General features: G+C 70.8%; 23 protein-coding genes and 1 tRNA gene. 8 read left to right on the top strand and 16 right to left on the bottom strand.

Annotated elements, in window-relative coordinates:
- The first annotated feature begins 30 nt into the window (after positions 1–30).
- The gene (locus QNO11_RS09000; RefSeq protein ID WP_257508600.1) at positions 31–2,946 is read left to right on the top strand and encodes a UPF0182 family membrane protein; all 2,916 of its coding nucleotides are present in this window, start codon (positions 31–33) and stop codon (positions 2,944–2,946) included.
- A 9-nt stretch (positions 2,947–2,955) separates the two neighbouring features.
- Here the strand turns inward: QNO11_RS09000 and QNO11_RS08995 are convergent, their stop codons facing one another.
- Genes QNO11_RS08995 through idi form a run of 7 tightly spaced genes read right to left on the bottom strand, consistent with a single transcriptional unit; the run spans position 2,956 to position 8,490 of the window.
- Positions 2,956–3,822 (bottom strand): prenyltransferase, encoded by an 867-nt coding sequence (locus QNO11_RS08995; protein WP_257508601.1) that lies wholly within the window; start codon positions 3,820–3,822, stop codon positions 2,956–2,958.
- Positions 3,819–4,124 carry a lycopene cyclase domain-containing protein gene (locus QNO11_RS08990; protein ID WP_257508602.1) on the bottom strand — a complete coding sequence of 102 codons (306 nt, stop codon included), beginning with the start codon at positions 4,122–4,124 and terminating at the stop codon, positions 3,819–3,821. Before QNO11_RS08990 ends, QNO11_RS08995 begins: the two co-directional genes overlap by 4 nt.
- Positions 4,121–4,459 carry a lycopene cyclase domain-containing protein gene (locus tag QNO11_RS08985; RefSeq protein WP_257508603.1) on the bottom strand — a complete coding sequence of 113 codons (339 nt, stop codon included), beginning with the start codon at positions 4,457–4,459 and terminating at the stop codon, positions 4,121–4,123. The genes QNO11_RS08990 and QNO11_RS08985 overlap by 4 nt, the downstream gene beginning before the upstream one ends.
- Positions 4,459–6,018, bottom strand: coding sequence for a phytoene desaturase family protein (gene crtI, locus QNO11_RS08980; RefSeq protein ID WP_257508604.1), 1,560 nt, complete (start codon positions 6,016–6,018; stop codon positions 4,459–4,461). Before crtI ends, QNO11_RS08985 begins: the two co-directional genes overlap by 1 nt.
- On the bottom strand, positions 6,015–6,881 hold the full coding sequence (locus QNO11_RS08975; RefSeq protein ID WP_257508605.1) for a phytoene/squalene synthase family protein: 867 nt from the start codon (positions 6,879–6,881) through the stop codon (positions 6,015–6,017). Before QNO11_RS08975 ends, crtI begins: the two co-directional genes overlap by 4 nt.
- Positions 6,878–7,939 carry a polyprenyl synthetase family protein gene (locus tag QNO11_RS08970; RefSeq protein WP_257508606.1) on the bottom strand — a complete coding sequence of 354 codons (1,062 nt, stop codon included), beginning with the start codon at positions 7,937–7,939 and terminating at the stop codon, positions 6,878–6,880. Before QNO11_RS08970 ends, QNO11_RS08975 begins: the two co-directional genes overlap by 4 nt.
- Positions 7,936–8,490: an isopentenyl-diphosphate Delta-isomerase gene (idi, locus tag QNO11_RS08965; RefSeq protein WP_257508607.1), complete on the bottom strand. Its 555-nt coding sequence runs from the start codon at positions 8,488–8,490 to the stop codon at positions 7,936–7,938. The genes QNO11_RS08970 and idi overlap by 4 nt, the downstream gene beginning before the upstream one ends.
- Before the next feature lie 70 nt (positions 8,491–8,560).
- On the opposite strand from idi, the gene QNO11_RS08960 reads away from it, so the two are divergent.
- Positions 8,561–9,031: a MarR family winged helix-turn-helix transcriptional regulator gene (locus tag QNO11_RS08960; RefSeq protein WP_257508608.1), complete on the top strand. Its 471-nt coding sequence runs from the start codon at positions 8,561–8,563 to the stop codon at positions 9,029–9,031.
- 51 nt (positions 9,032–9,082) lie between these two features.
- Here the strand turns inward: QNO11_RS08960 and QNO11_RS08955 are convergent.
- Positions 9,083–9,159: transfer RNA gene (locus tag QNO11_RS08955), tRNA-Met, on the bottom strand.
- Positions 9,160–9,259: 100 nt separating this feature from the next.
- Here QNO11_RS08955 and QNO11_RS08950 point away from each other — a divergent pair.
- Together QNO11_RS08950 and QNO11_RS08945 are read left to right on the top strand one after the other, a co-directional pair.
- On the top strand, positions 9,260–9,772 hold the full coding sequence (locus QNO11_RS08950) for a DUF6328 family protein (protein WP_257508609.1): 513 nt from the start codon (positions 9,260–9,262) through the stop codon (positions 9,770–9,772).
- Positions 9,769–10,578: a carbon-nitrogen hydrolase family protein gene (locus QNO11_RS08945; protein ID WP_257508610.1), complete on the top strand. Its 810-nt coding sequence runs from the start codon at positions 9,769–9,771 to the stop codon at positions 10,576–10,578. The genes QNO11_RS08950 and QNO11_RS08945 overlap by 4 nt, the downstream gene beginning before the upstream one ends.
- A 12-nt stretch (positions 10,579–10,590) precedes the next feature.
- On the opposite strand, the gene QNO11_RS08940 is transcribed toward QNO11_RS08945, so the two are convergent.
- Entirely contained in the window at positions 10,591–11,793 is a 1,203-nt protein-coding gene (locus QNO11_RS08940) for a pyridoxal phosphate-dependent aminotransferase (RefSeq protein ID WP_257508611.1), read from the bottom strand.
- A 110-nt stretch (positions 11,794–11,903) separates the two neighbouring features.
- Between QNO11_RS08940 and QNO11_RS08935 the strand changes: the two genes are divergently transcribed.
- The 3 genes from QNO11_RS08935 to QNO11_RS08925 are packed head-to-tail and all read left to right on the top strand — an operon-like array spanning position 11,904 to position 16,187.
- A complete protein-coding gene (locus QNO11_RS08935; protein WP_257508612.1) occupies positions 11,904–13,436 on the top strand; it encodes a trypsin-like peptidase domain-containing protein in 1,533 nt (510 codons plus the stop codon).
- Between the two features lie 43 nt (positions 13,437–13,479).
- The gene (locus QNO11_RS08930) at positions 13,480–14,739 is read left to right on the top strand and encodes a CDP-glycerol glycerophosphotransferase family protein (RefSeq protein WP_257508613.1); all 1,260 of its coding nucleotides are present in this window, start codon (positions 13,480–13,482) and stop codon (positions 14,737–14,739) included.
- The gene (locus QNO11_RS08925; protein ID WP_257508614.1) at positions 14,736–16,187 is read left to right on the top strand and encodes a CDP-glycerol glycerophosphotransferase family protein; all 1,452 of its coding nucleotides are present in this window, start codon (positions 14,736–14,738) and stop codon (positions 16,185–16,187) included. The genes QNO11_RS08930 and QNO11_RS08925 overlap by 4 nt, the downstream gene beginning before the upstream one ends.
- A gap of 7 nt (positions 16,188–16,194) precedes the next feature.
- On the opposite strand, the gene QNO11_RS08920 is transcribed toward QNO11_RS08925, so the two are convergent.
- Positions 16,195–17,295 (bottom strand): glycosyltransferase family 2 protein, encoded by a 1,101-nt coding sequence (locus tag QNO11_RS08920; protein ID WP_257508615.1) that lies wholly within the window; start codon positions 17,293–17,295, stop codon positions 16,195–16,197.
- Between the two features lie 41 nt (positions 17,296–17,336).
- On the opposite strand from QNO11_RS08920, the gene QNO11_RS08915 reads away from it, so the two are divergent.
- On the top strand, positions 17,337–18,614 hold the full coding sequence (locus tag QNO11_RS08915) for a CDP-glycerol glycerophosphotransferase family protein (RefSeq protein WP_257508616.1): 1,278 nt from the start codon (positions 17,337–17,339) through the stop codon (positions 18,612–18,614).
- A gap of 10 nt (positions 18,615–18,624) precedes the next feature.
- Here the strand turns inward: QNO11_RS08915 and QNO11_RS08910 are convergent, their stop codons facing one another.
- The 6 genes from QNO11_RS08910 to QNO11_RS08885 form a co-directional block, all read right to left on the bottom strand.
- Complete coding sequence (locus tag QNO11_RS08910) at positions 18,625–20,007, bottom strand: maltokinase N-terminal cap-like domain-containing protein (RefSeq protein WP_257508617.1); 1,383 nt, start codon at positions 20,005–20,007, stop codon at positions 18,625–18,627.
- A 55-nt stretch (positions 20,008–20,062) separates the two neighbouring features.
- Positions 20,063–20,731, bottom strand: coding sequence for a hypothetical protein (locus QNO11_RS08905; protein ID WP_257508618.1), 669 nt, complete (start codon positions 20,729–20,731; stop codon positions 20,063–20,065).
- 34 nt (positions 20,732–20,765) lie between these two features.
- The gene (locus QNO11_RS08900) at positions 20,766–22,256 is read right to left on the bottom strand and encodes an HNH endonuclease signature motif containing protein (RefSeq protein WP_257508619.1); all 1,491 of its coding nucleotides are present in this window, start codon (positions 22,254–22,256) and stop codon (positions 20,766–20,768) included.
- A gap of 51 nt (positions 22,257–22,307) precedes the next feature.
- The gene (locus QNO11_RS08895; RefSeq protein ID WP_257508620.1) at positions 22,308–22,529 is read right to left on the bottom strand and encodes an SCO4848 family membrane protein; all 222 of its coding nucleotides are present in this window, start codon (positions 22,527–22,529) and stop codon (positions 22,308–22,310) included.
- A gap of 39 nt (positions 22,530–22,568) precedes the next feature.
- Positions 22,569–23,756 carry a DUF4192 family protein gene (locus QNO11_RS08890; protein ID WP_257508621.1) on the bottom strand — a complete coding sequence of 396 codons (1,188 nt, stop codon included), beginning with the start codon at positions 23,754–23,756 and terminating at the stop codon, positions 22,569–22,571.
- Between the two features lie 114 nt (positions 23,757–23,870).
- Positions 23,871–24,848 carry a hypothetical protein gene (locus QNO11_RS08885; RefSeq protein ID WP_257508622.1) on the bottom strand — a complete coding sequence of 326 codons (978 nt, stop codon included), beginning with the start codon at positions 24,846–24,848 and terminating at the stop codon, positions 23,871–23,873.
- Positions 24,849–24,861: the final 13 nt, after the last annotated feature.

Raw genomic sequence — 24,861 nt, 5'->3', positions numbered from 1 at the left:
CCTCAGAACCCGGACGCCTAGGATTGCAGGGTGACCACCACCTCAGCGCCGAATCAGGCCACGCCGAGCACCTCACGACGCGCGATCACGATCACCCTCGCGGTCATCGCAGCGCTCGTGGTGGCGTTCTTCGCGTTCTCGACCCTCTATGCGGACTGGCTCTGGTACGAGCAGCTCGGCTTCGACAGCGTGCTGGTCACGCAGTGGACCGCGCGGGTATCGATGTTCGCGATCGGGTTCCTGGGCATGGCGGTGCCGGTGTGGGTCGCCATCCAGCTGGCGTATCGCCTGCGCCCCGTGTACGCGCGGCTGAGCTCTCAGCTGGACCGCTACCAGGAGGTCGTCGAGCCGCTGCGGCGCCTGGCGATGTGGGGCATCCCGGTGTTCTTCGGCTTCTTCGCCGGCTTCGCCGCCTCGTCGCAGTGGGAGACCACGTGGCTGTGGGCCAACGGCGTCGCCACGAACACCACCGACCCCGAGTTCGGTCTCGACACCGGTTTCTACCTGTTCGCCATGCCGTTCTACTCGGCAGCACTCGGGTTCATCTCCGCTGTCGTCCTGGTGTGCCTGCTGGTCACCGCGGTCGTGTCGTACCTGTACGGCTCGGTGCGGGTGGGCCAGCGGGAGCTGCGCATCTCCAAGTCCGCGCGCATCCAGCTGGCGGTGCTGGCGGGCCTGTACCTGCTGCTGCAGGCGGTGAGCCTGTGGCTGGACCGCTACAAGAACCTCGTGCAGGACAACGACCGCATCACCGGTGCCAGCTACGTCGACGTCCACGCGATCATCCCCGGTCAGGCGATCCTCGCCGTCATCGCGGTGCTCGTCGCGGTGCTGTTCTTCGTCACCGCCGTCATCGGCCGCTGGCGCTACCCGCTGATCGCGACGGCGCTGCTGATCGTGTCGTCGCTGGTGGTCGGCGTGGCCTACCCGTGGTTCGTCCTCAACGTGCAGGTGCGCCCGAACCAGCAGACGCTGGAAATGCCGTTCTACGAGCGCAACCTCGAGGCCACGCAGGCCGCGTACGGCATCGACGCCCTCGAGCGCACCGAGTTCGAGGCCGTCACGGACGTGGAACCCGGGCAGCTGCGCGAGGATGCCGAGACGACCGCCTCCATCCGCATCATGGACCCCGCGATCATCAACCCCACGGTGCGCCAGATCGAGCAGTACCGCTCGTACTACCAGTTCACCGACCCGCTGGACGTTGACCGGTACGAGATCGACGGGCAGTCTCAGGACACCGTGGTGTCGGTGCGCGAGCTCAACCTCAACCAGCTGGGAAACGCGGCATCGTGGTACACCACGAGTCTCGTCTACACCCACGGCTACGGCATGGTCGCGGCCAAGGGCAACGAGCGCACCGCCGACGGCAACCCGGTCTTCATCGAACGCGGCATCCCCGTCAGTGGCGAGCTCAGCGACATCGGCGACGGCTTCGAGCCGCGCGTGTACTTCGGTGAGACCTCGCCGCCTTACTCGATCGTCGGGGCGCCCGAGGGTCGGGCCCCCGTCGAGCTGGACTACCCCAGCGGTGAAGACGGCGCGAACGAGACCAAGACGACGTTCACCGGCGACGGCGGCCCGAGCGTGGGCAACATGTTCAACCGCCTCATCTACGCGCTGAAGTTCCAGGCGACGGACATGCTGTTCTCCGATGCCATCAACGACGAGTCGCAGATCCTCTACGACCGCGACCCGCTCACCCGCGTGCAGAAGGCGGCGCCGTACCTCGAGCTGGACAGCGACCCGTACCCGAGCGTCGTGGACGGGCGCATCGTCTGGATCGTCGACGGCTACACGCTCAGCGAGAACTACCCGTATTCGTCCACGGTGAGCCTGAGCGACGCGATCTCGGACTCGACCAACCCGACCCCGACGGTCGCGCTGGACAACATCAACTACATCCGCAACTCGGTCAAGGCCACCGTCGACGCCTACGACGGCTCGGTGAAGCTGTACGCGTGGGACGAGGAAGACCCGCTTCTGCAGGCGTGGCAGAAGATCTACCCGACGACCGTCGGGTCGATCGACGAGATGTCGGGCGAGCTGATGAGTCACGTGCGCTACCCGACCGACCTGTTCAAGGTGCAGCGGGCCATGCTCGGCAACTACCACGTCGACGACGCGCAGTCGCTGTATCAGCGCGACAACGCGTGGAAGACCCCGGACGACCCCCAGGATGACGGCCAGCTCCAGCCGCCGTACTACCTGACGATGCAGATGCCCGGTCAGGAAGCACCGGCCTACTCGATGTTCACCACCTTCATCCCCGGCGGTGAGGACACCCGCAACGTGCTGATGGGTTACCTCGCGGTCGATTCGGACGCCGGCAGCGAGCAAGGCGTGAAGGCTGACGACTACGGCAAGCTGCGGATGCTGGTGGTCGATGCCGAGACCCCGGTGCCCGGCCCGGGTCAGGTGCAGAACACCTTCGACGCCGATCCCGAGGTGTCGTCGTTCGTGAACATCCTCCAGCAGGGTCAATCGCAGGTGCTCAACGGCAACCTGCTGACCCTTCCGGTCGGTGGCGGTCTGCTGTACGTGCAGCCGGTGTTCGTGCAGTCCTCCGGAGCCACGAAGCTGCCGACGCTGCAGAAGGTGCTGGTCGGCTTCGGTGACCAGGTCGCGTTCGAGGACACCCTGCAGGAGGCACTTGACGTGCTGTTCGGCGGCGACTCCGGTGCCAGCACCGGGGACGAGGGGGTCACCCCGACCGACCCGGCCGAGCCGGCCGACCCGAATGCCCCGGCAGAGCCGGAGGCACCGGCGGTCCCGGCGGCTGACTACGAGGCAGCACTCGAGCAGGCGCGTCAGGCGATGAGCGATCGCCAGGCCGCTCTGCAGGCCGGCGACCTCACCGCGTTCGCTGAGGCGGACGAGCGCCTGACCGCCGCGGTGGAGACGCTGCTGCAGCTCAGTGAGGCGGAGGAGACCGGCGGGGAGTGACCCGGCAGCTCATGAGGTGAGCAGCCACCACCAGATGAGCAGCACCGTCACGCCGAAGCCGGCGAACTGATTGAGCCAGAGGAAGCGACGCCATCCGCGCGTCGCTTCCTCTGCTTTTTCGTCCGTGATCGACCGGAACGGCCACAGCGTCGCCAGGTACGGCAGCACCAGGACCGCGGCGAGCGGGCCGGGCCACGTCGTGCCGAGCATGACCAGACCGGATGCCGCATAGCAGGCCAGCGCGAAACGCACGGTCCAGCGCGCCCCGCGCACCGTCGCGATGGAGGCGATGCCCGCCTCGCGGTCGGCCACCACGTCCTGCACGGCGCCGAACGCGTGCGAGGCGACACCCCACAGCGCGAAGGCGATGACGATGAGCACGAGTTGCCACGTCCACGTGGCATCCGCCAGCACGAACCCGTAGACGGCCGGGGAGAAGAAGTGGATGGCGCTGGTCAGCGAGTCGGCGAACGGCACTTCCTTCAGCCGCAGCGGCGGGGCGCTGTAGAAGACGACGAAGAACAGGCTCGCCGCCAGCACCGCCCACGACGCCGGCGAGCCCGCCACCACGAGGAACACCACGAACGGGGCGCAAGTCAGCCCCGCCGCCCACAGCGTCGTGGCGTGCAGCCGGCGCTCCAGCACCGCGCCGTGTACCCCGCCCTTGCGGGGATTGCGCAGGTCGGATTCATAGTCGAAGACATCGTTGATGCCGTACATCGCCAGGTTGTACGGCACCAGGAAGAACAGCGTCCCCACGATCAGGACCACGTCGATCTCGCGGGCGGTGAGCAGATACGCCGCCGCGAACGGGTAGGCGGTGTTGACCCAGCTGACCGGGCGCGAGGACACCAGCAGTTGCGTCGCGGTGTTCACGCGCGGCTCCGCGGCGTGAGCAGCGTCCACACCGCGGGGACGAGGAAGGCCGCGCACACCGGGTAGGAGAAGTCCTCGATGGGCGCGAGTCCGATGCGGATGCCGGTGATGTCGTCCTCCGGGTAGGTGAACAGGTCTGCCGCGATCATCGCATTGTCGAACACCGCAGTGAGTACGACGAGCACGGCGGCGGCCACAGCGGAGGCGATCATGCGGCTGCCGAAGTGCGGCCGGACGGCGCTGGCCCCGGTGACGGCGAGGGTGACCAGCGCGAACGGGAGGATGACCCAGGCGTAGGTCATGACGGTTCCTCCCGGCGCTGCCGCAGGCGCCGGTGCACGCGCTCCGCGCCGCGGAAGCACACCAGCGCGAGATAGCACAGGAAGGCCAGGAACAGCGGCTCCTCCATGGGCAGGTGCGGAGCGAGATCGATGCCGATCAGCAGCGGGCTGTCGCCCTTGATGAAGACTCCGGCGGCGATGCCGGCGGCATCCCAGGCGACGAAGAACGCCGTGCCGATGCCCACCGCCGCCACGGTGCGGCCCGGCGCATCCCAGAACGCGAGCTGCAGCCGGGCATCAAGCAGCGCGATCCCGGCGGCGGACAGCAGGATCGCCAGCAGGTACAGCCCCGGCATCACGTCTCCGCGGCGGTGGGGACCGGCAGCGGACCTGTCGTGCGGTCGCCTCGTAGACGCTTGACGACCAGCTCCGCCGAGATGAGGCACATCGGCAGCCCGATCCCCGGCAGCACCGAGGCGCCGGCGTAGTAGAGGCCCTCGACCTTGCTCGAGGTGTTGCGCGGGCGGAACAGGGCGCTCTGCCCGAGGGTGTGCGCCAGCCCCAGCGAGTTTCCGCGCCAGGCATGCAGGTCGACGGCGAAATCGGCGGGGGAGACGGTGCGACGAACCCGCACCCGTTCGGCCAGGTCCGGGATGTCGCACCAGGACGCGATCTGGTCGATGACGGCATCCGCCGCCCGCTCGATGAGCGCGTCGCCGGTGCCGCCGACGCCGCCGTGGCCCAGGGCGGGGTCGGCGGGGATCGGCACCAGCACGAAGAGGTTCTCGCTGCCGGCGGGGGCGACGGTGTCGTCGGTCGCGCTGGGGCGACACACGTACAGCGACGCCGGTTCCGGGATGCGGGTGTCCGCCCCGAAGATCGCGCCGAAGTTCTCCTGCCAGTCCCGCGCGAACAGCAGCGTGTGGTGGGCCAGTTGCGGCAGCGGCCCTTCTACGCCGAGCATCAGCAGCAGCGCACCGGGGCTCGGCGTGCGCGTGCGCCACCACCGCTCCGGGCGCTCCCGCAGCGAGGGGGGAAGCAGCGCGGTCTCGGTGTGGTGCAGGTCGGCGGTGGAGACGACGACGTCGGCATCGAGGATCGCGCCGTCGACGAGGCCCACGCCCGTCGCGCGGCGCCCGCTGGCACGGATGCGCGCCACGCCGGTGCCGGTGCGGATCGTCACGCCGCGCTCCCGGGCGAGCCGCTCGATCGCGGCGATCACGGTGGTGAAGCCGCCGCGCGGGTACAGCACGCCCTCGTCCAGGTCGAGGTGGCTCATCAGGTGGTAGAGGCTGGGCACCTCGAAGGGCGAACCGCCGAGGAAGACGGCCGGGTACCCCAGCACCTGTCGCAGCAGCGGGTCGGAGAACTCCCGCTGCACAAGGGTCGCCAGCTTGCGGGTGAGCAGCGGGGCCAGCTGGGGCAGCCGGCGCAGGAGCGCCGGGTCGCGCAGCCCCGCCATCGTCTCGTACGTGTCGTAGAGGAAGCGGGTGACCGCCAGGTCGTAGGCGTCCCCGGCGGAGTCGAGGTACCGGGACAGGCGGGCGCCCGCCCCCGGTTCACGCGACTCGAACAGCGCGGTCGCCGCCTCGCGGCCCGAGACGACGTCGAGGCTGTCGGCGGGGTGGCCGCCGGTCGGCTCGCCGTACACGCGGTACGCCGGATTCAGCGGCACGAGATCCAGCTCGGCGGCGGCACTCGTGCCCAGCAGGGCGAAGAAGTGCTCGAACACCTCGGGCATGAGATACCAGCTGGGCCCGGTGTCGAAACGGAATCCGTCGCTCTCCCAGGATCCGGCGCGACCGCCGAGATCGTCGCGAGCCTCCACGAGGGTCACATCATGCCCCTCTTGGGCCAGCAGTGCCGAGGTGGCCAGGCCCGCGATGCCGCCGCCGATGACGACCGTGCGGGTCACGTACGTGCCCCTCTCGGGCCGAACCCCAGCATCGCGCGAGCGGCGAGGGTCGCCTTCACCGGGTCGGGCACCCGCACGCGCAGGTCCTGCCCGATGCCGTCGTCTGCGCGCAGACGCTGGGCCAGCGCGGCGAACAGGTCGTGGGCGACGGTCACCGCCCGGCGGCAATCGGAGGGCAGCTGCGGCACGACGGCGGCCGCCGCCGCGAGATCGGCGTCGACGCGGTCGAGCACCTCGGTGCGTGCGGCGCCGCCCGCCCGCACGCCGAGGTAGTCCCGTCCCAGCGCGGTGGCGTCGTGGGAGAGGTCGCGGAGGAAATTGACGTCCTGGAAGGCGGCGCCCAGTCGCCGGGCGCCATCGCGCAGCTCCGCGGAAGGGGTGACGGGGGAGGAGGCCCCGATGTTGAGGAAGATCTGCAGGCACATCAGGCCCACGACTTCGGCCGAGCCGTACACGTAGCTGTCGTGGCTGCGCGCGTCGTGGGCGGCGACGGACAGGTCAGTGCGCATCGACGCGAAGAAGGGGCGCACGAGGGAAGAGTCGATGCCCGCTTCGCGCGCCGTGCGGCAGAAGGCGTGCACGATGAGGTTGGTGGAGAACCCGCGGGTGATGGCCGTCAGGGTCTCCGCCTCCAGCTCGTCCAGCACCCGCCGCAGGGTCTCCGGCGCCAGCCCCGCCTCGGCGGCGGGACCGTCGACGACTTCGTCGGCGATGCGCACCAATGCGTAGACGTTGCGCACATGCGGACGCACCCGGGCTCCCAGCAGCCGCGCAGCGAGCGAGAACGACGTGGAATACGCGGTGATGACCGTGCCGGCGGCGGACTGCGCGGCGCGATCGTACAGTTCCAGGCCGGTGCTCATGGGATGCGTCTCTGGATCGCGTCGCACAGTTGCGCCAGCAGCAGGGTCGCCTGCGCCGGCAGCGCCTCGTCGGCGGCGGCCGCACGGGCGTCGGCGAGGGTGTGCTCCACCAGCACCACCAGGCGCCGCCGTGCGCCGCTGGCATCCAGCGCCTGCTGCGCGTGTCGCACGGCGACAGGTCCGGTCCACGCCAGCGAGAGGGCGACGTCGACCTGCGCCCAGGAGGGACTCTCCCGTGCGAGCGCGACCAGCGGGGTGCGCTTGGCCGCCCGCAGGTCTGCCCCCTCGACACGCCCGGCGCGCGCGGCCGGTGCGAACGCGCCGATGAGGTCGTCGACCAACTGGAAGGCGAGGCCGGCCAGTCCGCCGGCACGCTGCAGTGCGGCGTCGGTGGCTCCCGACGATCCGGCCAGCAGTGCGCCGGCGCGCAGCGGCGAGGCGAAGGAGTAGACGGCGGTCTTGTCGTGGGTGGCCGCGAGCACCTCGTCCGCATCCGGGTAGTCCCGGCGCACGGTATTGGCGACGTCGGCGAGTTCCCCGGCGGCCGAGACCAGCACGGCGTCGTCGAGCAGATCCAGCACTGCCGCCCGGCTCGCCGCCGGCAGGTCCGTGAGGGACACCGTGCGCGTCGCCTCGTGCAGCAGCACGTCGCCGGCGAGGATGCCGGCCGTCTCACCCAGCAGCGCCGCCCCCGCGGCATCCGCCCCCTGATCCCGCGCGAGCACGGCGAACTCGCCCGCGATGTTCGGGGTGCCGCGGCGCTCGGTGTCGCGGTCGATGACGTCGTCATGGATGACGAAGGCGGTGTGGAGCAGCTCGAACGCCGCGGCGATCTCGTACACGCCGTCCGCGGCGGGAGTCTCCCCGCCGCACGCGCGGTAGGCGGCGGCCACCAGTGCCGGGCGGAAACGCTTGCCGCCCGCCGCGGCGCGGCGCATCGCCCCGGCGAGGGGCCGGATGTCGCCGGACAGCGGCGCGATGCGGGCGTCGAGTCGGTCGAAGGCCGCGTCGATGGCGGTGTCGATGCCGGTGCGGTCGACCGTCTCCAGCGCGATCATGTCGCACCTCGCCCGGACGCGGTGAGTGAATCGAACACGTGCAGCTGGCGGGCCTGCAGCACGAGCCACGGGCTGAACGCCCACGGCGTCGCCTCGAGCGACCGGGTCAGCGCAAGCGGGTCGACCCAACGGGCCTCGGCGACCTCGTTCGGGTTGAGCACCGGCTCCGCGCTCGTGCGGGCGGTGTACACCGGGCAGAGCTCGTGCTCGACGATGCCGCTGGCATCCACTGCGCGGTAGCGGAACAGCGGCAGGGACAGCTCGACGTCGGTGAGGGTGAGGCCGAGTTCGTATTCGGCGCGGCGGCGCACCGCGGAAAGCAGGGGTTCGGCGGGCCGCGGGTGCCCGCAGAAGGAGTTGCTCCACACCCCGGGCCAGGTCTTCTTCGTGACCGCGCGGCGCGTCACGAGAAGCTCGCCGGCGGGGTTGAGCACATGGCAGGAGAACGCGAGGTGCAGCGCCGTGTCGGTCCCGTGCACGCTGGACTTGGCGGCGGTGCCGATCTCTCGGCCGTCGTCGTCGAGAAGCACGACCAGCTCTTCGTCATTCATTAGCGCTCCTGGTTGCTAGTTTATCTAGCGATCTGGCACGATGATACCGATGGTGAGCGGGGGTGTCCACATGACCGCGGAGCACCGGCAGTCCACGGAGCATGACCGCGCTGTGCGGTCAGCGCTGGAAGCGGTGAGGACGTTCAGCGACGCCGTCGACCGCATGCACAGCGGCATGAAGGACGACATGGACATGAACGCCACCGACGTGGCGGCGCTGCGGATGCTGATCATGCGCGAGCAGCGGGGGCAGCCGGTGAGTCCCCACGACGTCTCCCGGCACCTGCGGATCTCCACCGCGTCGACGACGAAACTGCTGGACCGGCTGAGCGAATCCGGGCATGTGCAGCGTCGGCGGCATCCGCGCGACCGGCGCGCACTCATCGTGGAACTCACCGATCAGACGCGCGAGGAGTTCCAGCGCACCTTCGGCCGGCGGATGCAGGAACTGCGCGCCGTGGCGGAGCAGTTCGACGACGAACAGCTGCAGGCGATCGCGCGCTTCATCGAAGGCACCGCCCAGGTGCTCGATCCGGGGTGAGACCGGCGGGGAACGAAGAAGGCCCTCGCTGACGCGAGGGCCTTCTTCTCTTGGTTGCGGGGGCAGGATTTGAACCTACGACCTCTGGGTTATGAGCCCAGCGAGCTACCGAACTGCTCCACCCCGCGGCACGTTTAATAGCCTAACACGGCTGTGAAGGGCTCCGCGACATGGGCGGGCCCGGCGCCGCGGGTTGCCCCCGACCGGCGGCCTGGCCAGGATGAACGCATGCCCGATGCATCCGACGACGAACCACACCGACACCTGCCGGACGGGCGCGATGAAACGCCGGCGGAACGGGCCGATCGCAACTGGAACGAGGTGCTGCAGGAGCTGCGGGTGTTGCAGACGGGCACCCAGATCCTCACCGGGTTCCTGCTCGCGCTGGCGTTCCAGCCCGCTTTCGCCGACCTCGGCGACGGGCAGCGGGTGTTCTACCTCGTGCTCATCGTGCTGGCCGCCCTCAGCGCCATCGTCGCGCTGGCGCCGGTGGCGCTGCACCGCTTCCTCTTCCAGCAGCGGGCGAAGGGCACCGTGGTCATCTACGGCCACCTCGCACTGCTGATCTCGCTGCTGACCGTCTCGCTGCTGCTGGTGGGTGTCGTCGCCTTCGTGTTCGACGTGGTCGTCAGCGACACGGCATCATGGACAGCGGGCATCGCGCTGAGCGTCCTCATCGCCGTGCTGTGGATCGTCGTACCGCTGGTGGTGCGCGCCCGCCGAGAAGGGGAGAGCCGATGAGTGCCGAATCCGTCGCCGTCGCCGTCGCGCAGTTCGGGCCCACCGCGGGAGCCGACGCCAACCTGGCGCACATCGAGCAACTCGTCGCGCGCGCCCACGACCGCGGTGCACGTGTCGTGCTGTTCCCGGAGTACTCCAGCTACTTCGTCGACCCTTTCGACGAGTCCCTCGCCCGCAACGCTCAGGACATCGACGGCCCGTTCGTGCAGGGGCTCATCCAGATCGCCGCCCGCTACGACCTGCACGTGGTCGCGGGGCTGCTGGAGCGGGGCCGGGACGCTCAGAAGGTGCGCAATACGGTCGTGGCGGTGGATGCCACCGGGGTGCTGGCCCGCTACCGCAAGCTCCACCTCTACGACGCGTTCGGGCAGCGGGAGTCGGACTGGGTGGAGCCGGGGGAGCTGACCCCACCGGAGACGTTCGAGGTCGGCGGCCTGCGGTTCGCCCTGATGACCTGCTACGACCTGCGGTTCCCGGAGGTGTCCCGGCTGCTGGCCGATGCCGGTGCCGATGTGATCCTGGTGGCCGCCGAGTGGGTACGCGGGGCGCTGAAGGAGCACCACTGGCGGACGCTGCTGACGGCCCGGGCGATCGAGAACACCCTGTTCGTCGCGGCATCCGACCATCCGCCGCCGCTGGGGGTGGGGCACTCGATGATCGTGGATCCGCAGGGCGTGCAGCTGGCCGCCGTCGGCACGACCACCGACGTCGCCGTGGCCCATCTGGAAGTGGATGCCGTCGCGCGGGTGCGCCGGGTGAACCCGTCGCTGGCGCTGCGCCGGTTCACCGTGCAGCCGCGGGGCTGACCCGGGCGCCGCTCAGCCGCCCAGGACCGCCAGGCGCGAGACCGCGTCGTCGAGCACCTCGGTGCGCTTGCACGCGGCGAAGCGCACGAGCGTGGCGTAGTCGTCGCGATGCTCGGCGGCGGCGAACGCGGTGAGCGGGATCGCCACGACACCGGCGCGTTCGGGAAGTTCGCGGCAGAACTGTGCGGCATCCGTCGCACCCAGCGGCGCGGCATCGGCGACGGTGAAGTACGAGCCCTGGGGCGTGGAGACGCCGAACCCGGCGGCGCGCAGTCCCCGCCCGAGCAGGTCGCGCTTGGCGCGCAGGGTCGCCGCCGCACCGGCGAAGAAGTCGTCGGGCAGTCGCAGTCCCGTCGCGATGGCGGGCTGGAACGGCGCGCCGTTGACGTAGGTGAGGAACTGCTTGACCGTCAGCACCGCCGTCACGAGATCGGCCGGTCCCGAGATCCAGCCGATCTTCCAGCCGGTGGTGGCGAAGGTCTTGCCGGCCGACGAGATCGTCAGCGTGCGCTCCCACGCGCCCGGCAGCGTCGCGATGGGGATGTGTACGGCATCGAACACGAGGTGCTCGTACACCTCGTCGGTGAGGACGATCGCATCGTGGCGGTCGGCGAGTCGCACGATCTCCTCGAGCGTCTCGCGGGTGAACACGGCGCCGGTGGGGTTGTGCGGGTCGTTGACGAGGATGACCCGGGTGCGGTCGGTCACCGCACGGCGGAGGTCGTCGAGGTCGGGCTGGAAGTCGGGCCAGCGCAGCGGCACCGTCACCAGGCGCGCGCCGGCCAGTGCCACGCACGCGCCATAGCTGTCGTAGTAGGGCTCGAACACGACGACCTCGTCGTCGGGCCCGTCCACGAGCGCCAGGAGTGCGGCGGCGAGCGCCTCGGTGGCCCCGGCTGTGACGAGCACGTGTCGCTGCGGATCCAGGTGCAGCCCGTAGAAGCGCTGCTGGTGTTCGGCGATCGCCTCGAGCAGCTCCGGCATGCCGCGCCCCGGCGGGTACTGGTTCACGCCGTGGGAGATGGCTGCGCGCGCGGCCTCGAGCACTTCTGCCGGACCGTCCTCGTCGGGGAACCCCTGCCCGAGGTTGATTGCTCCGGTGCGGGCGGCCAGCGCGCTCATCTCGGCGAAAATGGTGGGAACTGCGGTACCGTCTGCGGCCAGCAGTCCCGCTCCGGTTGCGGCGCGGCGCCAGGCGCCGGGAATCTCTCGCATCCCGCTCACGCTACACGCATAGGGTGATCCCATTCGGGGCATAAGCAACACACAGCATCGGGCGGCAATCTGTACTTGCCTGTCAGATTGCCTGCCAGAAGGAGATTTGCATGAACGAGAACGAGGGCATCCGCCCCGAAGACATTCCTGCCTCGGGCTCACCCGAGCAGCCGGCTCCGGTCGCGCCTGAGCGCCCGCCGCTGCCGACGCAGCCCGCGGCGCAGTCCGCGTCCCAGCCCGGCCCGTACGCCGGGCAGCCGTACCCCGGCGCGCCGCAGCGGCCCGGCGTCCAGCCGCCCTACGGCTCCGGACAGCCGGCCGGTCGTCCGTACGGTGCACCCGCCCCCGGCTACGGTGCGCCGCAGCAGTCGTACGCCGGCAACGCGTCGGCGACCCAGCCCACCGCGCCGCTGAGCGGCACCGAGTCCGGCGGGACCCGGTCCGAGAAGTCGACCGTGGGCGCCGGCAAGGTCGCCGCGCTGATGGTCGCCGCAGCCCTCGTGGGCGGCACGGCGGGCCTCGGCGGCGCGTACGCGGGCGTCAACATCTGGAGCGCTTCGCAGCCGGTCACCGCCTCGGGTCCGGCTTCGGTCACGATCAACGAGCCTGATGAGGTCAACCAGACCACCGGGGTCGCGGCGAAGGTCGTGCCCAGCTCCGTCACGATCGCGGCCAGCTCCGGCGACGCCGGCGGCACCGGGTCGGGTGTGATCCTCACCGAGGACGGCTACGTCGTCACCAACACGCACGTGGTCACCCTCGACGGCGCGACCTCGGATGCCGCGCTGTCGGTCACCACGGCCGACGGCCGCGTGTACGACGCCGAGATCGTGGGCCTGGACCCGCTGTATGACCTCGCCGTCATCAAGCTCGTCGACGCGGAGGGCCTGACCCCGATCGAGTTCGCCGAATCGGGCGACCTCAACGTCGGTGACGTCGCGATCGCCGTCGGCGCGCCGCTGGGCCTGTCGAACACGGTGACCAACGGCATCGTGAGCGCGCTCAACCGTTCCATCCAGATCGCGTCGTCGGCCGCTCCCGAAACGCCCGAAGACGGCACGGAGCAGACGCCCCCGGGCGAGGGCGAAGAGGGCCCGTACTACTTCGACTTCGGTCAGGGCGAGCCCCAGCAGGCCACCTCGACCATCTCGATCTCGGTGCTGCAGACCGACGCCGCGATCAACCCCGGCAACTCCGGCGGCGCGCTGGTGGACGATGAGGGCAAGCTCATCGGCATCAACGTCGCGATCGCCACGGCCGGCTCGTCCGGCGAATCGGGCTCGATCGGCGTGGGCTTCTCGATCCCGTCGGACATCGTCAAGCGCATCACCGATGAGCTGATCGAGACCGGCGAGGCCTCTCACGGGCTGCTGGGCGCCATGGTCGCCCCGGCCGCCAGCGTGGAAGGCGCCACCACGACCGGTGCCTACATCGACGAAGTCACCGAGGGTGGCGCGGCCGCTGAGGCTGGCCTGCGCGCCGGCGACATCGTCACCGGATTCGACGGACTGCCGATCACCGACGCCACCGACCTCACCGCCCAGGTGCGTGCCGTGGCCGGCGGCAGCGAAGTGAGCCTCACGGTCATCCGTGACGGCGAGACCCGCACGGTCGACGTGACCCTCGGTGACCTGACCGACTGATCCACGACCGAACCAGGACGCCACCCCGCGATAGGCTCGCGGGGTGGCGTCCTTCTCGTTCGGTGCAGGCAACGCCGGAAAGCTGGCCCGCATCCCGTTGTACGCGGCGGGCCGTCTTGCCACCATCGTCATCCCGCGCACCGGAGACGAGTGGGTCTTCGGATCCGCGGCCGGCCTGGCCGACGGTGGGTGGGCGCTGTGGCGCGAAGCCGTGGAGCGGCACGGTGTCAGCGCGACCTGGCTCACCGGCACCGCCGCCGAGGCGGCCGAGGCGGAACGCCGCGGCATCCGCTGGGTGCCCAAGCACTCCTTCCCGGGCTTCTGGCGCACCGCCCGCGCCCGCGTCGTGGTCGTCACCCACGGGTTCGGCGACGCCAACCGGTACGCGCAGTCGGGGGCGTTCATCGTGCAGCTGTGGCACGGTATCCCGCTCAAGCGCATCGGGCTCGATTCCGAAGAGACCCTCCGCAGCCGCTTCCTGCCGCGCTCACGCGCGGTGCGGACCCTGCTGCGCGTGATGTTCCGCCACTCCGCGGCGGCCATCGCCGTGCTTCCCGCGGCCTCGCACCTGGTGCGCGGGCGCTTGGAATCGGCGTTCGGCCTGCCGGACGGTCGCGTCGTCGTCACCGGCGAGCCGCGCGTCGACGTGCTGTCGCAGGGCACCGCCGATGACCGGCGTGCCGCCGGCCGGACGCTCATCGCTGCGGCCACCGGTCCGGTCACCGACGCGACCCGCTTCGTGCTGTACGCGCCGACGTGGCGTGACGGTGATGTGGACCCGTCGATCCCGGATGCCGCGCAGTGGCAGCGCATCGTCGACGTGCTGACCCGGCACGACGCGGTGCTGCTGGTGCGCCCGCACCATCTGGGCGCCGGCTACTACGCACCGCCGGCAGGCACCGACCGGGTGCGTCTGATGGGCAGCGACATGGTCGCCGACGTCACGCCCGCCCTCCCCGGCGTGGACGTGCTCATCACCGACTACTCCTCGCTCGCCTACGACGCGGGGCTCGTGCCGCTGCCGGTGCTGTACCTCGCGCCGGACCTGCAGGCCTATGCGGCGCGGCGGGGGTTCTACGGCACGTATGCCGACGTCGCCGGGGAAGATCCGGCTGCGAACTGGCAGGAGGCCTGTGGCCAGCTGGACGCAGTGCTGGGGGAGGATGCCGCCCGCGCCGAGCGTGTCGAGCGGTCGCGGCGGCTGAGCGAGCGCGTGCACGCGTATCGTGACGGCGGCAACACTGCGCGGGTGTACCGCGTCATCCGGGCGGGGCTTTCCGCACGATCGAAGGGTTCCGTATGATCCGAGCACGTCTCATCGCCGACGACGGTGCCGCGCTCGAGCTCTCGGGCACCGGAGCCCGGCCGGCCGGTGCCGAGCTGGTGGGTCCCCGTGCGCGGGTGGCGGCCAAGCTCACCGGCCGCGGTGCGACGTGGCGGGCCGTGTTCGCGCTGCGCGCGGCGCGGTGGGGCGGCCCCGAACTGCCGCTGCCGACGGGTTCGTACGACGTGGTCGTCACCGGTGCCGACGGGGAGCGGCTGGAGGCGGTGGCGGCCGTGCCGCTGACCATGCTGGGGACGCTGCGGGCGGAGCTTGCGGGCACCGTGCTGCAGGTGGGTCCGCCGGTGAACCCCGCCTACGACTCCGGCGACGGGCAGGCCGCGCTGGAGCGGCGCTACGCGACCCGCTCGGGTGACCTCGAGAACGCGGTGTTCTTCGAGAGCTTCTACGGCCGCAACGCCAGCTGCAACCCGCTCGCAATCGATCGCGAACTGGCGCGGGTGGCACCGGGCGTGACGCGCTACTGGAGCGTGGTGGACCTGTCGGTCGCGGTGCCCGACGGCGCCATCGCGGTGGTCGAAGGATCGCCGCAGTGGTGGCGGGCGCGCGGGGCCTCACGACTGCTCGTGGTCAACGATTGGCTGCGCCGCCGCTTCGAGCGTCGCCCCGGGCAGGTGGTGCTGCAGACCTGGCACGGCACGCCGCTGAAGCGCCTCGCGCTGCACCGACCCGGATTCGACCCGCGGCGCACCGTGGCGGTCGTCCGCGAGGCGCGGCGATGGAACGTGCTGCTGGCGCAGAACCCGTACGGCGGACGCATCATGAAGAAGGCATACGCGTTCCTGTCCCGCCCGATCTGGGTGGAGGGCTACCCCCGCAACGACGTGCTCGTCACCGGCGACGGTGCGGCCACCCGGGCAGAACTCGGGATCGGCCCAGGCGAGCGCGTGCTGCTGTACGCACCCACGTGGCGGGAGGACCGCGAGCAGATGGTCGATTTCGTCGATCCGGGGGCGCTGGCGGCGGCATCCGATGCCGTCGTGCTCGTCCGCGGGCACTCGCGCACGCTGCTGCCGGGGCGCGACGCGTCGGGTCCGCGCGTCATCGACGTGACGGCCTTCCCCGACACTGCCCGGCTGCTGCTGGCCGCCGACGCGCTCATCACCGACTACTCGTCGATCATGTTCGACTTCAGCGTCACCGGAAAGCCGATGTACTTCCTGGTGCCCGATCTCGACCACTATCGCGGCGAGCTGCGCGGCTTCTACTTCGACCTCGCCGCACACGCACCCGGACCAGTGGTGCGCTCGACGGATGAACTCGTGGCGGCGCTGGCCGACGACGAGGGGCCGCAGCGCCACGCGGCGGCGTATGCAACGTGGCGCCAGCGGTTCAACCCGCGCGATGACGGTCACGCCGCCGAGCGGGTCGTGGCCCGCATCCTCGACCAGGGGTACGTGGCGCGCTGACCGCTGGCTAGGGCAGCGGGGTGTTGCGCGAGCCCAGGCGTGACGTGTCGACGGTGTCGTGTGCGCCGCGCAGCACGCCGCTGATGAACCCGGTGCCCCAGGACAGGTGCATCGAGGGCAGCACCGCGGCCGTCCACAGCTTGTCGCGCCAGCCGGTGCCGCCGCCGGGGCCCAGCGCCACCGCAGTGATGAGCACGGCGTAGGCGGCGATCGGCAGGTAGACGACGGATGCCGCGAGCGACCACGGTCCGGCGATGACCCCGGTGAGCTGCAGGACCGCGATCACGACGGCGAGGAGGGCCAGTCCCACCAGCGCCGGCGGCGCGAAGTAGCGCAGCGAGTTGCGCCGTCCGTAGCGGCGCACCAGTTCGCCGCGCCACTTGCCGGTGGCGTAGAACTGGCGCACGAGCCGCTTCCAGCTCTCGCGCGGCCAGTAGGTCACCGCCAACTCCGGATCGAACCACACCCGGTAGCCGGCGCGGCGGATGCGCAGGTTCAGTTCCCAGTCCTCGCCGCGGCGGATGGATTCGTCGAACATGCCGACTTCCTCCAGCACTGCCCGGCGCATGACGCCCAGGTACGCCGACTCAGCGGGGCCTTCGGCGCCGCCGCTGTGGTACGCCCCGCCGCCGAGGCCGATGGGGGAGTTGTACGCGCGGGCGACGGCGCGCTGGAAGGGCGTACGGCCATCGGCGCGCATGATGCCGCCGACGTTGGCCGCACGCACCCGGTCGAGGGTCTTGAGAGCCTCGATCGTGTAGCCGGGGGTCAGCTCGGAATGAGCATCCACCCGCACGATGGTGGGGTACCGCCCGGCGCGGATGGCCAGATTCAGGCCGACGGGGATGTCGGCGGCAGGGTTTTCCACCAGCACGATGCGGCTGTCTTCGGCGGCCAGTCGCGCTGCCAGCTGGTTCGAACCGTCGGTGGACGGTCCCAGGGCCAGCACCAACTCCACGGGTCGGCCGGCGACGTCCTGTTGCAGCACGGTGCGCACGGCCCGTTCCAGGTAGTCGCGTTCGTTGAGCACGGGCATGACGAAGGTGACGCCGGCGGTTGCGGGGACGACGGGCGCGTCCTTGCCGGAGTGCGGGGCGTCGTCGAGCATCAGTCGATCATGTCACGCGGGCGGCGACGTAGGCTGGAGGGGTGGGTGTCGTATCGGATGGACGCAAGGCCGCCAAGCTGCTGAGAAGGGCACTCGAGCATAGAACCGCCGTGCGGGAGGTGCGCCGCGAGCTGACCGCACGCGGACCGCATCCGTTGATGCACTACCGGGTGGCGGTCTACTTCGCCGACGGTGCGGTCAACATGTACCAGATGCGGCAGTGGTACAAGCCGCTCGCCGAGCTGGCCAAGCAGTGGCCCGTCGTGGTGCTCAGCCGCGCGGCGACGGGTGCGCGGGCGCTGGTGGGCGACGACGCGCTGCCGGTGGCGTTCGTGCCGACCGTCCGCGACCTCGAGCGGTTCATCGCCGACCAGGACATCCGCGTCGTGCTGTACGTGAACCAGAACACGCGCAACTTCCAGATGTTCCGTTACGGGCGTCGCTGGCACGTGTTCATCAACCACGGCGAGTCCGACAAGATGTACATGACCACCAACCAGTTCAAGGCGTACGACTACGCGCTGGTGGCAGGGGATGCCGCCCGCGAGCGCCTCGGCCGGGTGCTGTGGGACTACGACCTAGAGCGCCGCGCGATCGAGATCGGCCGGCCGCAGGCCGACCATTACTCCGGCGTGCTGCCCTACACGCCCGACGGGCGCATCGTGGTGCTGTACGCGCCCACGTGGGAGGGTGACCGCCCCTCGGCGCACTACGGCTCGATCGCGTCGCACGGCGAGGCACTGGCCCGCGCGGTGCTGAACAGCTCGACGCACCGGCTCATCTACCGCCCGCATCCGCGTTCCGGCGTCGTGGACGACCAGTACGGCGCGGCCAACAACCGCATCATCGCGGCGATCGCGGCGGCCAATGTCGCCGACCCGACCGCGCAGCACGTCTTCGACGACGCTCCCGACCTCGGCTGGCAGCTCGCGGCGGCCGACGTGGCGGTCGTCGACATCTCGGCGATGGTCTACGACCGGCTGGCCGCCGGTCGCCCGCTGCTGGTGACCCGTCCGGTCGATCCGCAGGCGAGCATCGACACGCACGGCTACCTGTCGGCCTGCGACTGGTTGGATGCCGACAAGGCCGGCGAAATCCTTGTCGAGGCCGGCCGCGTGCTGTCCGATCCGGAGTCCGCCGCTCGGCTCGAGGGTTGGGTGCGCCATTATTTCGGCGACACGACGCCCGGGGCCGCCACCGCGCGCTTCCACGCCGCGATCCGCCAGCTGATGGCGGAGTGGGACCGTTGGCACGCACTGACGGCCGGGGAACCGGTCGACGAGGACCAGGACGACGCCGAGCTAGACGACGCGGAGTGACGCGCCGGCGTCAGATCGCGGGAGCGGCGACGAGTCGCTCGATGGCGCGCAGCGGAATGGTGACCCAGGTGGGGCGGGATCGGGATTCGTACGTCGCCTCGTAGACGGCCTTGTCCAGTTCGAGCGCGTCCAGCAGTGGACCCGTGGTCGTGACGCGGCTCCCGGCTCGGTGGCTGTAGCCGGCGAGGAATCCCTCCCGTGCGACGCGCGCCCAGTCGCGGACGGCGGCGGAGCGGTCGGGGTGGTCCAGGCGGATGGACCCGGCGACGTAGTCGAACGAGCGCAGCATGCCCGCGACGTCGCGCAGCGCCAGGTCGGGCAGCATCCGCTCCGTCATCGCGCGCAGCGGCTCGCCCTCGAAATCCAGCAGCACCCAGCCGCGGTCGGGCACCAGGACCACTTGGCCCAGGTGATAGTCGCCGTGGATCCGCTGCAGGGGCGGCCAATCCACCTCGAGGGCGCGGTCGTAGACCGCTTCGATCGCCTGCCGCGCCTCAGCGAGCGGGCGCACCTCGGCGATCGCGGTGGCCAGCCGCCGCTGCCACGTGTCGCGCAGTGCAGCGCGGTTGCCGGCGGAGGCCGGTGCCGCCGGAAAGACGTGTGCGAGGGACCGGTGCACATCGGCGGTCGCCGCACCCAGGTCGTAGGCCGATTGCCCGAAGTCCACGCCGTGCGCCGCCGAACGCAGCGCGACGCGCCACGCGTCTTCGACGCTGGGGAAGAACTCCTGGGCGAAGGCGAGTGAACCGGTGACAGCCCCGGCGGATGTGGCGGTGTCGGGCCACTCGCATGCGAGCCAGCCGACCGCACGCGGTACATGCGGCGATCGCGCGTCGCTCAGCGCGGTGTTCAGCTCGATGTCCGGGTTCAGGCCCGGCTGCACCTGCCGGAACAGCTTGCAGATGACCGGTGGGGTGTCATCGGCGAAGTGGAAGACGATCGAGGTGTTGGACTGTTCGCCGGTGACGACACCGGCCTGATGGTCGGCGGTGGCCGATGCCGGGTACGACGCCGCAGTCACGGGGCGCCCAGTGGCGACGGTGCGAGGGCCGCGCGCGGTGCCGCCGGCGGTGACCAGGCCCAGCAGTGCCGCGCAGTAGGCCGGGTCATGCGGGCCGTCGATGAGGGTGGTGCCCGGTTCCGGGTGGCCGATGATGTGCGCCGCCGCGGCGGCGGAGACCGCGCTGGTGGCGCGGGCGACGAGCGGCACCTGGTAGACGACGGCGGGCAGCGCGCCCTCGTCGACCACGAGCAGCGTGCGCACGCGCACGCCCGGTTCGGCGGTGGGGATGTCCCACGACGCGATGTAGCGCAGGTGAAGAGTGCGACCCTTAGCCGCGTACCAGCGCTGACGTGGCATCCATGCAGCCAGGCACGCCAGCGTGCTGTCCATAGTCGTGAGCGTATTGCCGCGGTGGCGCGGTGTCGAGGCGGCGCCCGGCGCGCCGTCAGCGTGCGTCGTTGTGCAGCGTGGCGTCGGGGTGGACGGCGGGTGCGGGGGAGCGGTTCACCTCGACGGTCTCGGCGCCCGATTGCAGCGCAAGGACCAGGGCGATCACGCCGAGCCCGAGGGTCCCCACAAGATTCGCCACCAGGCTGAGTATCAGGATCAGGCTCACGAGCCCCTGCGGATCGGCGGTGCCGGCGCCCACCAGGAGGATCTGCAGAACGACCCACACCGCCGCATGTGCGGCGAATGCCCACAGCGGCGCCCAGCGCCACGGAGACGGGACGATGCCGGCGCGAGCGATCTGGATCACGGCGATCACGCCGGCGGCGACCCGGACGATGAGGTCGATGTAGGTGAAGACGGTCGGCCCGTTGCCGGGCGACGTCTGCTCTTGGATCAGGATCGGCAGCAACATCGAGGCGATGATCGGCCACACCGCGACGACGATCAGTGCCGCCATCCCGAGCGGCTTGCGGTTCACCACGCTCGCCTCGCGCGACAGCCCGATCGCGAACAGCAGCACCATGGCGGCGAACGGCAGCTCCCCGGGAAAAGTGAATAGAGCGGCACCCGGGCCGCGGCTGATGGCGTACTCGAAGATCGCGAGCAGCCCGCACACAATCAGTCCCAGGCCTCCGATGGTCCAGGTGGTGCGGCGTGTCTGCATGGGCTCACGCTAGCAGTGGTCCGACCTCTCGTTCTCACGCGACGAGTGGTCGGAACAGCGGCGATTTCGACCGGAGGACGACGGGTCCCCTCCCGAGGCTCGACGGCGCGTGCAGCACGAAGGGCCCGAGCCCGTCGCGGGTGATCCACCACCCGTTGTTGTGCAGCAGCATGTGATGAAACCGACACAGCAGGATGCCCTCGTCCACGTCGGTGCGGCCGCCGCGCTGCCACTGGTTGCAGTGGTGCGCTTCGCAGTAGGACGCCGGCACCGGGCAGCCGGGGGCCATGCAGCCGCCGTCGCGCACCGCCATGGCGATCCGCTGCTTGGCCGAGAACAGGCGCTGCTCACGCCCGAGATCCAGCGGGTTGCCGCAGCCGTCGACGACCACCTCGCGGTAGCCCGTCGTGCACAGCGTGCGCTCGATCACGGGACCTGCGACCGCAGCGCCGCCGTCCTCGAGATGCCCCACGCCGATCGCCCTGCCGAACGCATCGCGGCGGCCGGTCGCCTCGACCGTCACCACGACGCGCACGCCCGGCTGGCGGGCTCCGAAGACCGCCTCCGCAGCGGCGAGCGACCCGGCCTTGAGCGTGTCCATCAGCAGGTCGTACTCGAGCTGCTCATTGCTGCGCGGGTCGGCCACCAGCTGGTCGGCGGTCTCGTGCTCTTCCGCGGTTACGAACCGGGGACCGCCGCGACGCGGGCGCAGTGCCGCGTCGACCATCGCGCGGATCCACGCGGCCATCTCGTCGTCGAGCACCAGGTGGGCGCGGTGCTGACCGTGTTCGTCCTGCCACATGCGGAACGACCGGGCTTCGTAGCGCTGCTGAAAGCGGTCGGCCGCGCCGCTCTCATCCAGCTGATCGCGCAGGTACCGCGCTCGACGCAGCAGATCCTCCGCCGTGCAGTCGCGTGCCTCCTCGATGAGCTGTTCGGCCGCGACGCGCCAGATCTCGCGGAACTGTGCCTCTTCGCTCGCGGCGGTAGTCTCATCGGCCGCCGCGTCCGCACCGCGCGTCGGCGGGGTGCCGAGGCCCCGCATGATCGCGTCGTGCTGCGCGGGGGTCAGGATGCCCCCGAGCATCGCCGTCCGCAGCGGTTCGTGCCACGGCGGCGGCGGTGGCGTGGGCGCACCGGCCGCATCCGCAGCCCCCACCGGCGCCGGGGGAGCGGCGTCGGCACCGTCGAGCAGGGCCTCGCCGAGCCGCACGTGACGCTTCACCTCACCGATGCTCTGGCCCGTGATCGACTGGATCAGCGAGGTCGGCGTGCGGTGGCCCTTCGTCTGTGCCAGCCCGCCGTAGCCACGGTCGCGGGAGGACCGCTCGGCGGCGACGCCGGCCGCAGCGATGCGCACGTGCTCAAGGGTGTCGATCAGCGCCGTCGCGTCGGCCAACACGCCGAGCACCCGCTCGCTGTCCAGCTCACGCAGCGCGGCCGCCAAGCAGGCGTGCTCGACGTCGAGTTCAGGCGTGCTGTGGAGCTTGTCCAGCAGTCCCTGTGTCTCGAAGAAGAAGGCCATGCTTCATGGTAAGACGGGCCTCCGACATTCGAATATAATGTCGCTCCGGGCTCAGCCGCGACTGAGCAGGGCGACCACAGCGACCACCGCGGAGGCCACCGCGAGCAGCAGGGCCAGGCCGATCAGCACGGCGTGCACGATCAGGAACTTCGTCGGCTTGCCCGCGGCATCCTTCGCGCGCGGGTCCTTCGCCACTCGGCGGAAGAACGTGGGCCACACCACGACGTTGAAGACGGCGTTGGCCAGGAGCAGTGCGATGAGGAGGATTGCCACCGATCGAGCCTATCGGCGTGGCCGGCCGCCCGGCCGCCGTCACTTCCGGTGGCGCGCCGCCGCTCGCCGAGCCGCGCGGTTGAGTCCCGGCTGCGGGGCGCGGTCGAAGATCCACGCCGGAATGCAGTGCGTGACCAGGGTGCGGTAGACGGGCACCATGGTGTTGTCCGGGTTCACCGACTCGGCCGAGTCGAGCATCTCCTCCGCAGCCGCCGTGAGCCCGAGCGCCCAACGGATCCACCCGAGTGCGCACATCGCCCACACCCGCTCGGGCATGTTGCAATGCGCGATCGCGCGACCCAGCAGCAGGGCGCCTTTGCGCAGCCGCGCTGCAGACGGTCGCTCATCGGTCTCACCGAGCAGCATCCAGCCGAAACGCTCGCCGGTTCTGTCGCCTTGGAGGTAGTCGCGTGCGAGGAGCGTTGCCGGCTCGCACCCGGCCCTGCGAGCACGCTCGCGTGTCGCAAGCGTCAGCTCCCACGATGCTGCGGCCACGTCCTTCCCGAAGGCGATCTGCAGCACCGTTCGATCGACCGCCCCCTCTGACTGCATGAGCGTGATGATGCGGGCCAGCGTCGCCGGCCCGACGCGGTCGGGGTCGCCCGCGAGCGCTCGCTCGAGATGGTCGATGGGTTCGGGGTGTGGCGCCGGATGCAGGCTGCCGAAGGCGTCGTGCTCCATGTCGATCAGCACCCTCGTCACGACGTGACGCGACACGGTCCTCATCAGTTCGGGGTCGACCGGCGGGAGGGTGTGCAATGCAGGGCGATCGGGGAGAGCCGGCGCGCGGCTCGCCGCTGCCTCGAGCTCGGCGAGCGCACGCTTGGTCGCCCCGTCGAGAAAGCAGCCCCAGCCGTCGGCGGCGACGATCGCCGCTTCCGCGATGTGGAACCCCGCGCCGTGGATTCGCTCGAGCAGGTGATTGAGCATGTCTTCCCACCCGCGCAGCGCCGCGTCATAGGACTCGTCGGTGTAGACGGCGACGGCGACCCGGTCGCAACCATCGAGCCTGCTGAGGTGCGCGAGCAGCGCTCCGGCATGGCGCTGGTACGCGCTCTTGGTGTGCTCGTGGGGCAGATCGATGCGCATCGCGCTGGAGGTGAGCTTTCCCCAGAACGGGGCGACCACGACGCTGTTGTGCACCGGCACGCCGGTGAGCGACGGCATGGCAGCGATCAGCTCGGCGGTGGAGGCATTGCGTTGGATGTGCGGCTTGGCGTTGGGCATGGCGACCATGCTGCGCGTGCCGCCGCGGCCGCGACCGGGGCGAACCCCGGTTCCGTGGACAACGTCGCCACATTCGCGCCTGTGGAGGAGGCGCTGGATGCTGCGGGGCGGCTGTCAGTCGTCGCCGAGGTCGTCCGGCGTTGCGGCGTCGTGCGCCTCGGCATCCGATGTCGTGCTGGTGATCGCGCGCCGCCGCCGCGGTCGGACTGCGCCACCGACCCGCTTCGCCGCGCGCTGCACACCGTGCGCTGCGCCGATGCCGGCGTGCGCGACCGCGTCGCCGGCGCGTCGCACCCCGCGCACCGCCGCGTGCTCCAGGCGTGCGGCACCCTCCTTCGGCTCGAGGGCCGGCGGGTACTGCTCCGGCGGCACGCCGAAGCCGCGCCGCGCGTTGACGAGCACGCGCCGCCCGAGAATGTGGTTGCCGGTGCCACCGATCGCCGCGCCGATGCCGAAGGGCATCGCCTTGCCGACGACGGACGCGCCGCCCTTGGCGGCGAACTGATGCACGAACGAGGTCTTCAAGCGATCCACCAGCGGACCCACGGCGGCGCGGGGGAGCGTCTTGGTGATCATCTCGCCCCAGTACTTGTCGCGCGTCACACCCTTGCCCGCCACCTGACCGGCCAGTTGCGACACGAGGTCGACGCCCTCCTTGCCGAGCATGAGGGTCAGCACCAGCGCCCGGGCGCGGTCGGGGTTGTCCACCGGGATGCCGTGCAGCTCCGACATCGACTGCGCGAACAGTGCCGTCGCGTCGAGGAACCCCACCGTCTCCACGCCGCTGAGGGCGAGGGTCACCCCCGTGCCGATTCCGGGGACGACGGCAGTGGCGCCCACGGCCGCGCCACCGGTGGTGACGGCGGCGAGATAGCGGCGCTCGAGCATGCGCACGATCTGCGCGTTAGTGGCATCCGGATGCCGCAGGCGAATGCTGCGCAGATGTGCCACGACGACCGGTCGCTGGACCGCCAGCACGCGATCGAGCACCCGCACCATGCGCGGATGCTCGTCGGAACCCACCGGCGGAAGTCCGCCCGTCCAGGGCGCGTCCTCTGGGAGCGTGTGGATGCGGTGCACCTTGTCGGCCATAGGCCGATCCTAT

Source organism: Microbacterium sp. zg-B96 (assembly GCF_030246865.1).
Lineage (GTDB): Bacteria > Actinomycetota > Actinomycetes > Actinomycetales > Microbacteriaceae > Microbacterium.
The sequence above is the reverse complement of the archived record's forward strand: the minus strand, read 5'-3'. Positions and strand labels throughout refer to the sequence as shown.

Bases quoted from the DNA above. Each gene is read 5' to 3' on its own strand.
- QNO11_RS08990 (WP_257508602.1), bottom strand. From the start codon at position 4,124: ATGACCTACGCCTGGGTCATCCTCCCGTTCGCGCTGGTCACCCTCGCC.
- QNO11_RS08920 (WP_257508615.1), bottom strand. From the start codon at position 17,295: ATGCTCGACGACGCCCCGCACTCCGGCAAGGACGCGCCCGTCGTCCCC.
- QNO11_RS08960 (WP_257508608.1), top strand. From the start codon at position 8,561: ATGACCGCGGAGCACCGGCAGTCCACGGAGCATGACCGCGCTGTGCGG.
- idi (WP_257508607.1), bottom strand. From the start codon at position 8,490: ATGAATGACGAAGAGCTGGTCGTGCTTCTCGACGACGACGGCCGAGAG.
- QNO11_RS08885 (WP_257508622.1), bottom strand. From the start codon at position 24,848: ATGGCCGACAAGGTGCACCGCATCCACACGCTCCCAGAGGACGCGCCC.
- QNO11_RS08935 (WP_257508612.1), top strand. From the start codon at position 11,904: ATGAACGAGAACGAGGGCATCCGCCCCGAAGACATTCCTGCCTCGGGC.
- QNO11_RS08905 (WP_257508618.1), bottom strand. From the start codon at position 20,731: ATGCAGACACGCCGCACCACCTGGACCATCGGAGGCCTGGGACTGATT.
- QNO11_RS08940 (WP_257508611.1), bottom strand. From the start codon at position 11,793: ATGCGAGAGATTCCCGGCGCCTGGCGCCGCGCCGCAACCGGAGCGGGA.
- QNO11_RS08925 (WP_257508614.1), top strand. From the start codon at position 14,736: ATGATCCGAGCACGTCTCATCGCCGACGACGGTGCCGCGCTCGAGCTC.
- QNO11_RS08975 (WP_257508605.1), bottom strand. From the start codon at position 6,881: ATGAGCACCGGCCTGGAACTGTACGATCGCGCCGCGCAGTCCGCCGCC.
- QNO11_RS08900 (WP_257508619.1), bottom strand. From the start codon at position 22,256: ATGGCCTTCTTCTTCGAGACACAGGGACTGCTGGACAAGCTCCACAGC.
- QNO11_RS08945 (WP_257508610.1), top strand. From the start codon at position 9,769: ATGAGTGCCGAATCCGTCGCCGTCGCCGTCGCGCAGTTCGGGCCCACC.
- QNO11_RS08890 (WP_257508621.1), bottom strand. From the start codon at position 23,756: ATGCCCAACGCCAAGCCGCACATCCAACGCAATGCCTCCACCGCCGAG.
- QNO11_RS08970 (WP_257508606.1), bottom strand. From the start codon at position 7,939: ATGATCGCGCTGGAGACGGTCGACCGCACCGGCATCGACACCGCCATC.
- QNO11_RS08910 (WP_257508617.1), bottom strand. From the start codon at position 20,007: ATGGACAGCACGCTGGCGTGCCTGGCTGCATGGATGCCACGTCAGCGC.
- QNO11_RS08950 (WP_257508609.1), top strand. From the start codon at position 9,260: ATGCCCGATGCATCCGACGACGAACCACACCGACACCTGCCGGACGGG.
- QNO11_RS08985 (WP_257508603.1), bottom strand. From the start codon at position 4,459: ATGCCGGGGCTGTACCTGCTGGCGATCCTGCTGTCCGCCGCCGGGATC.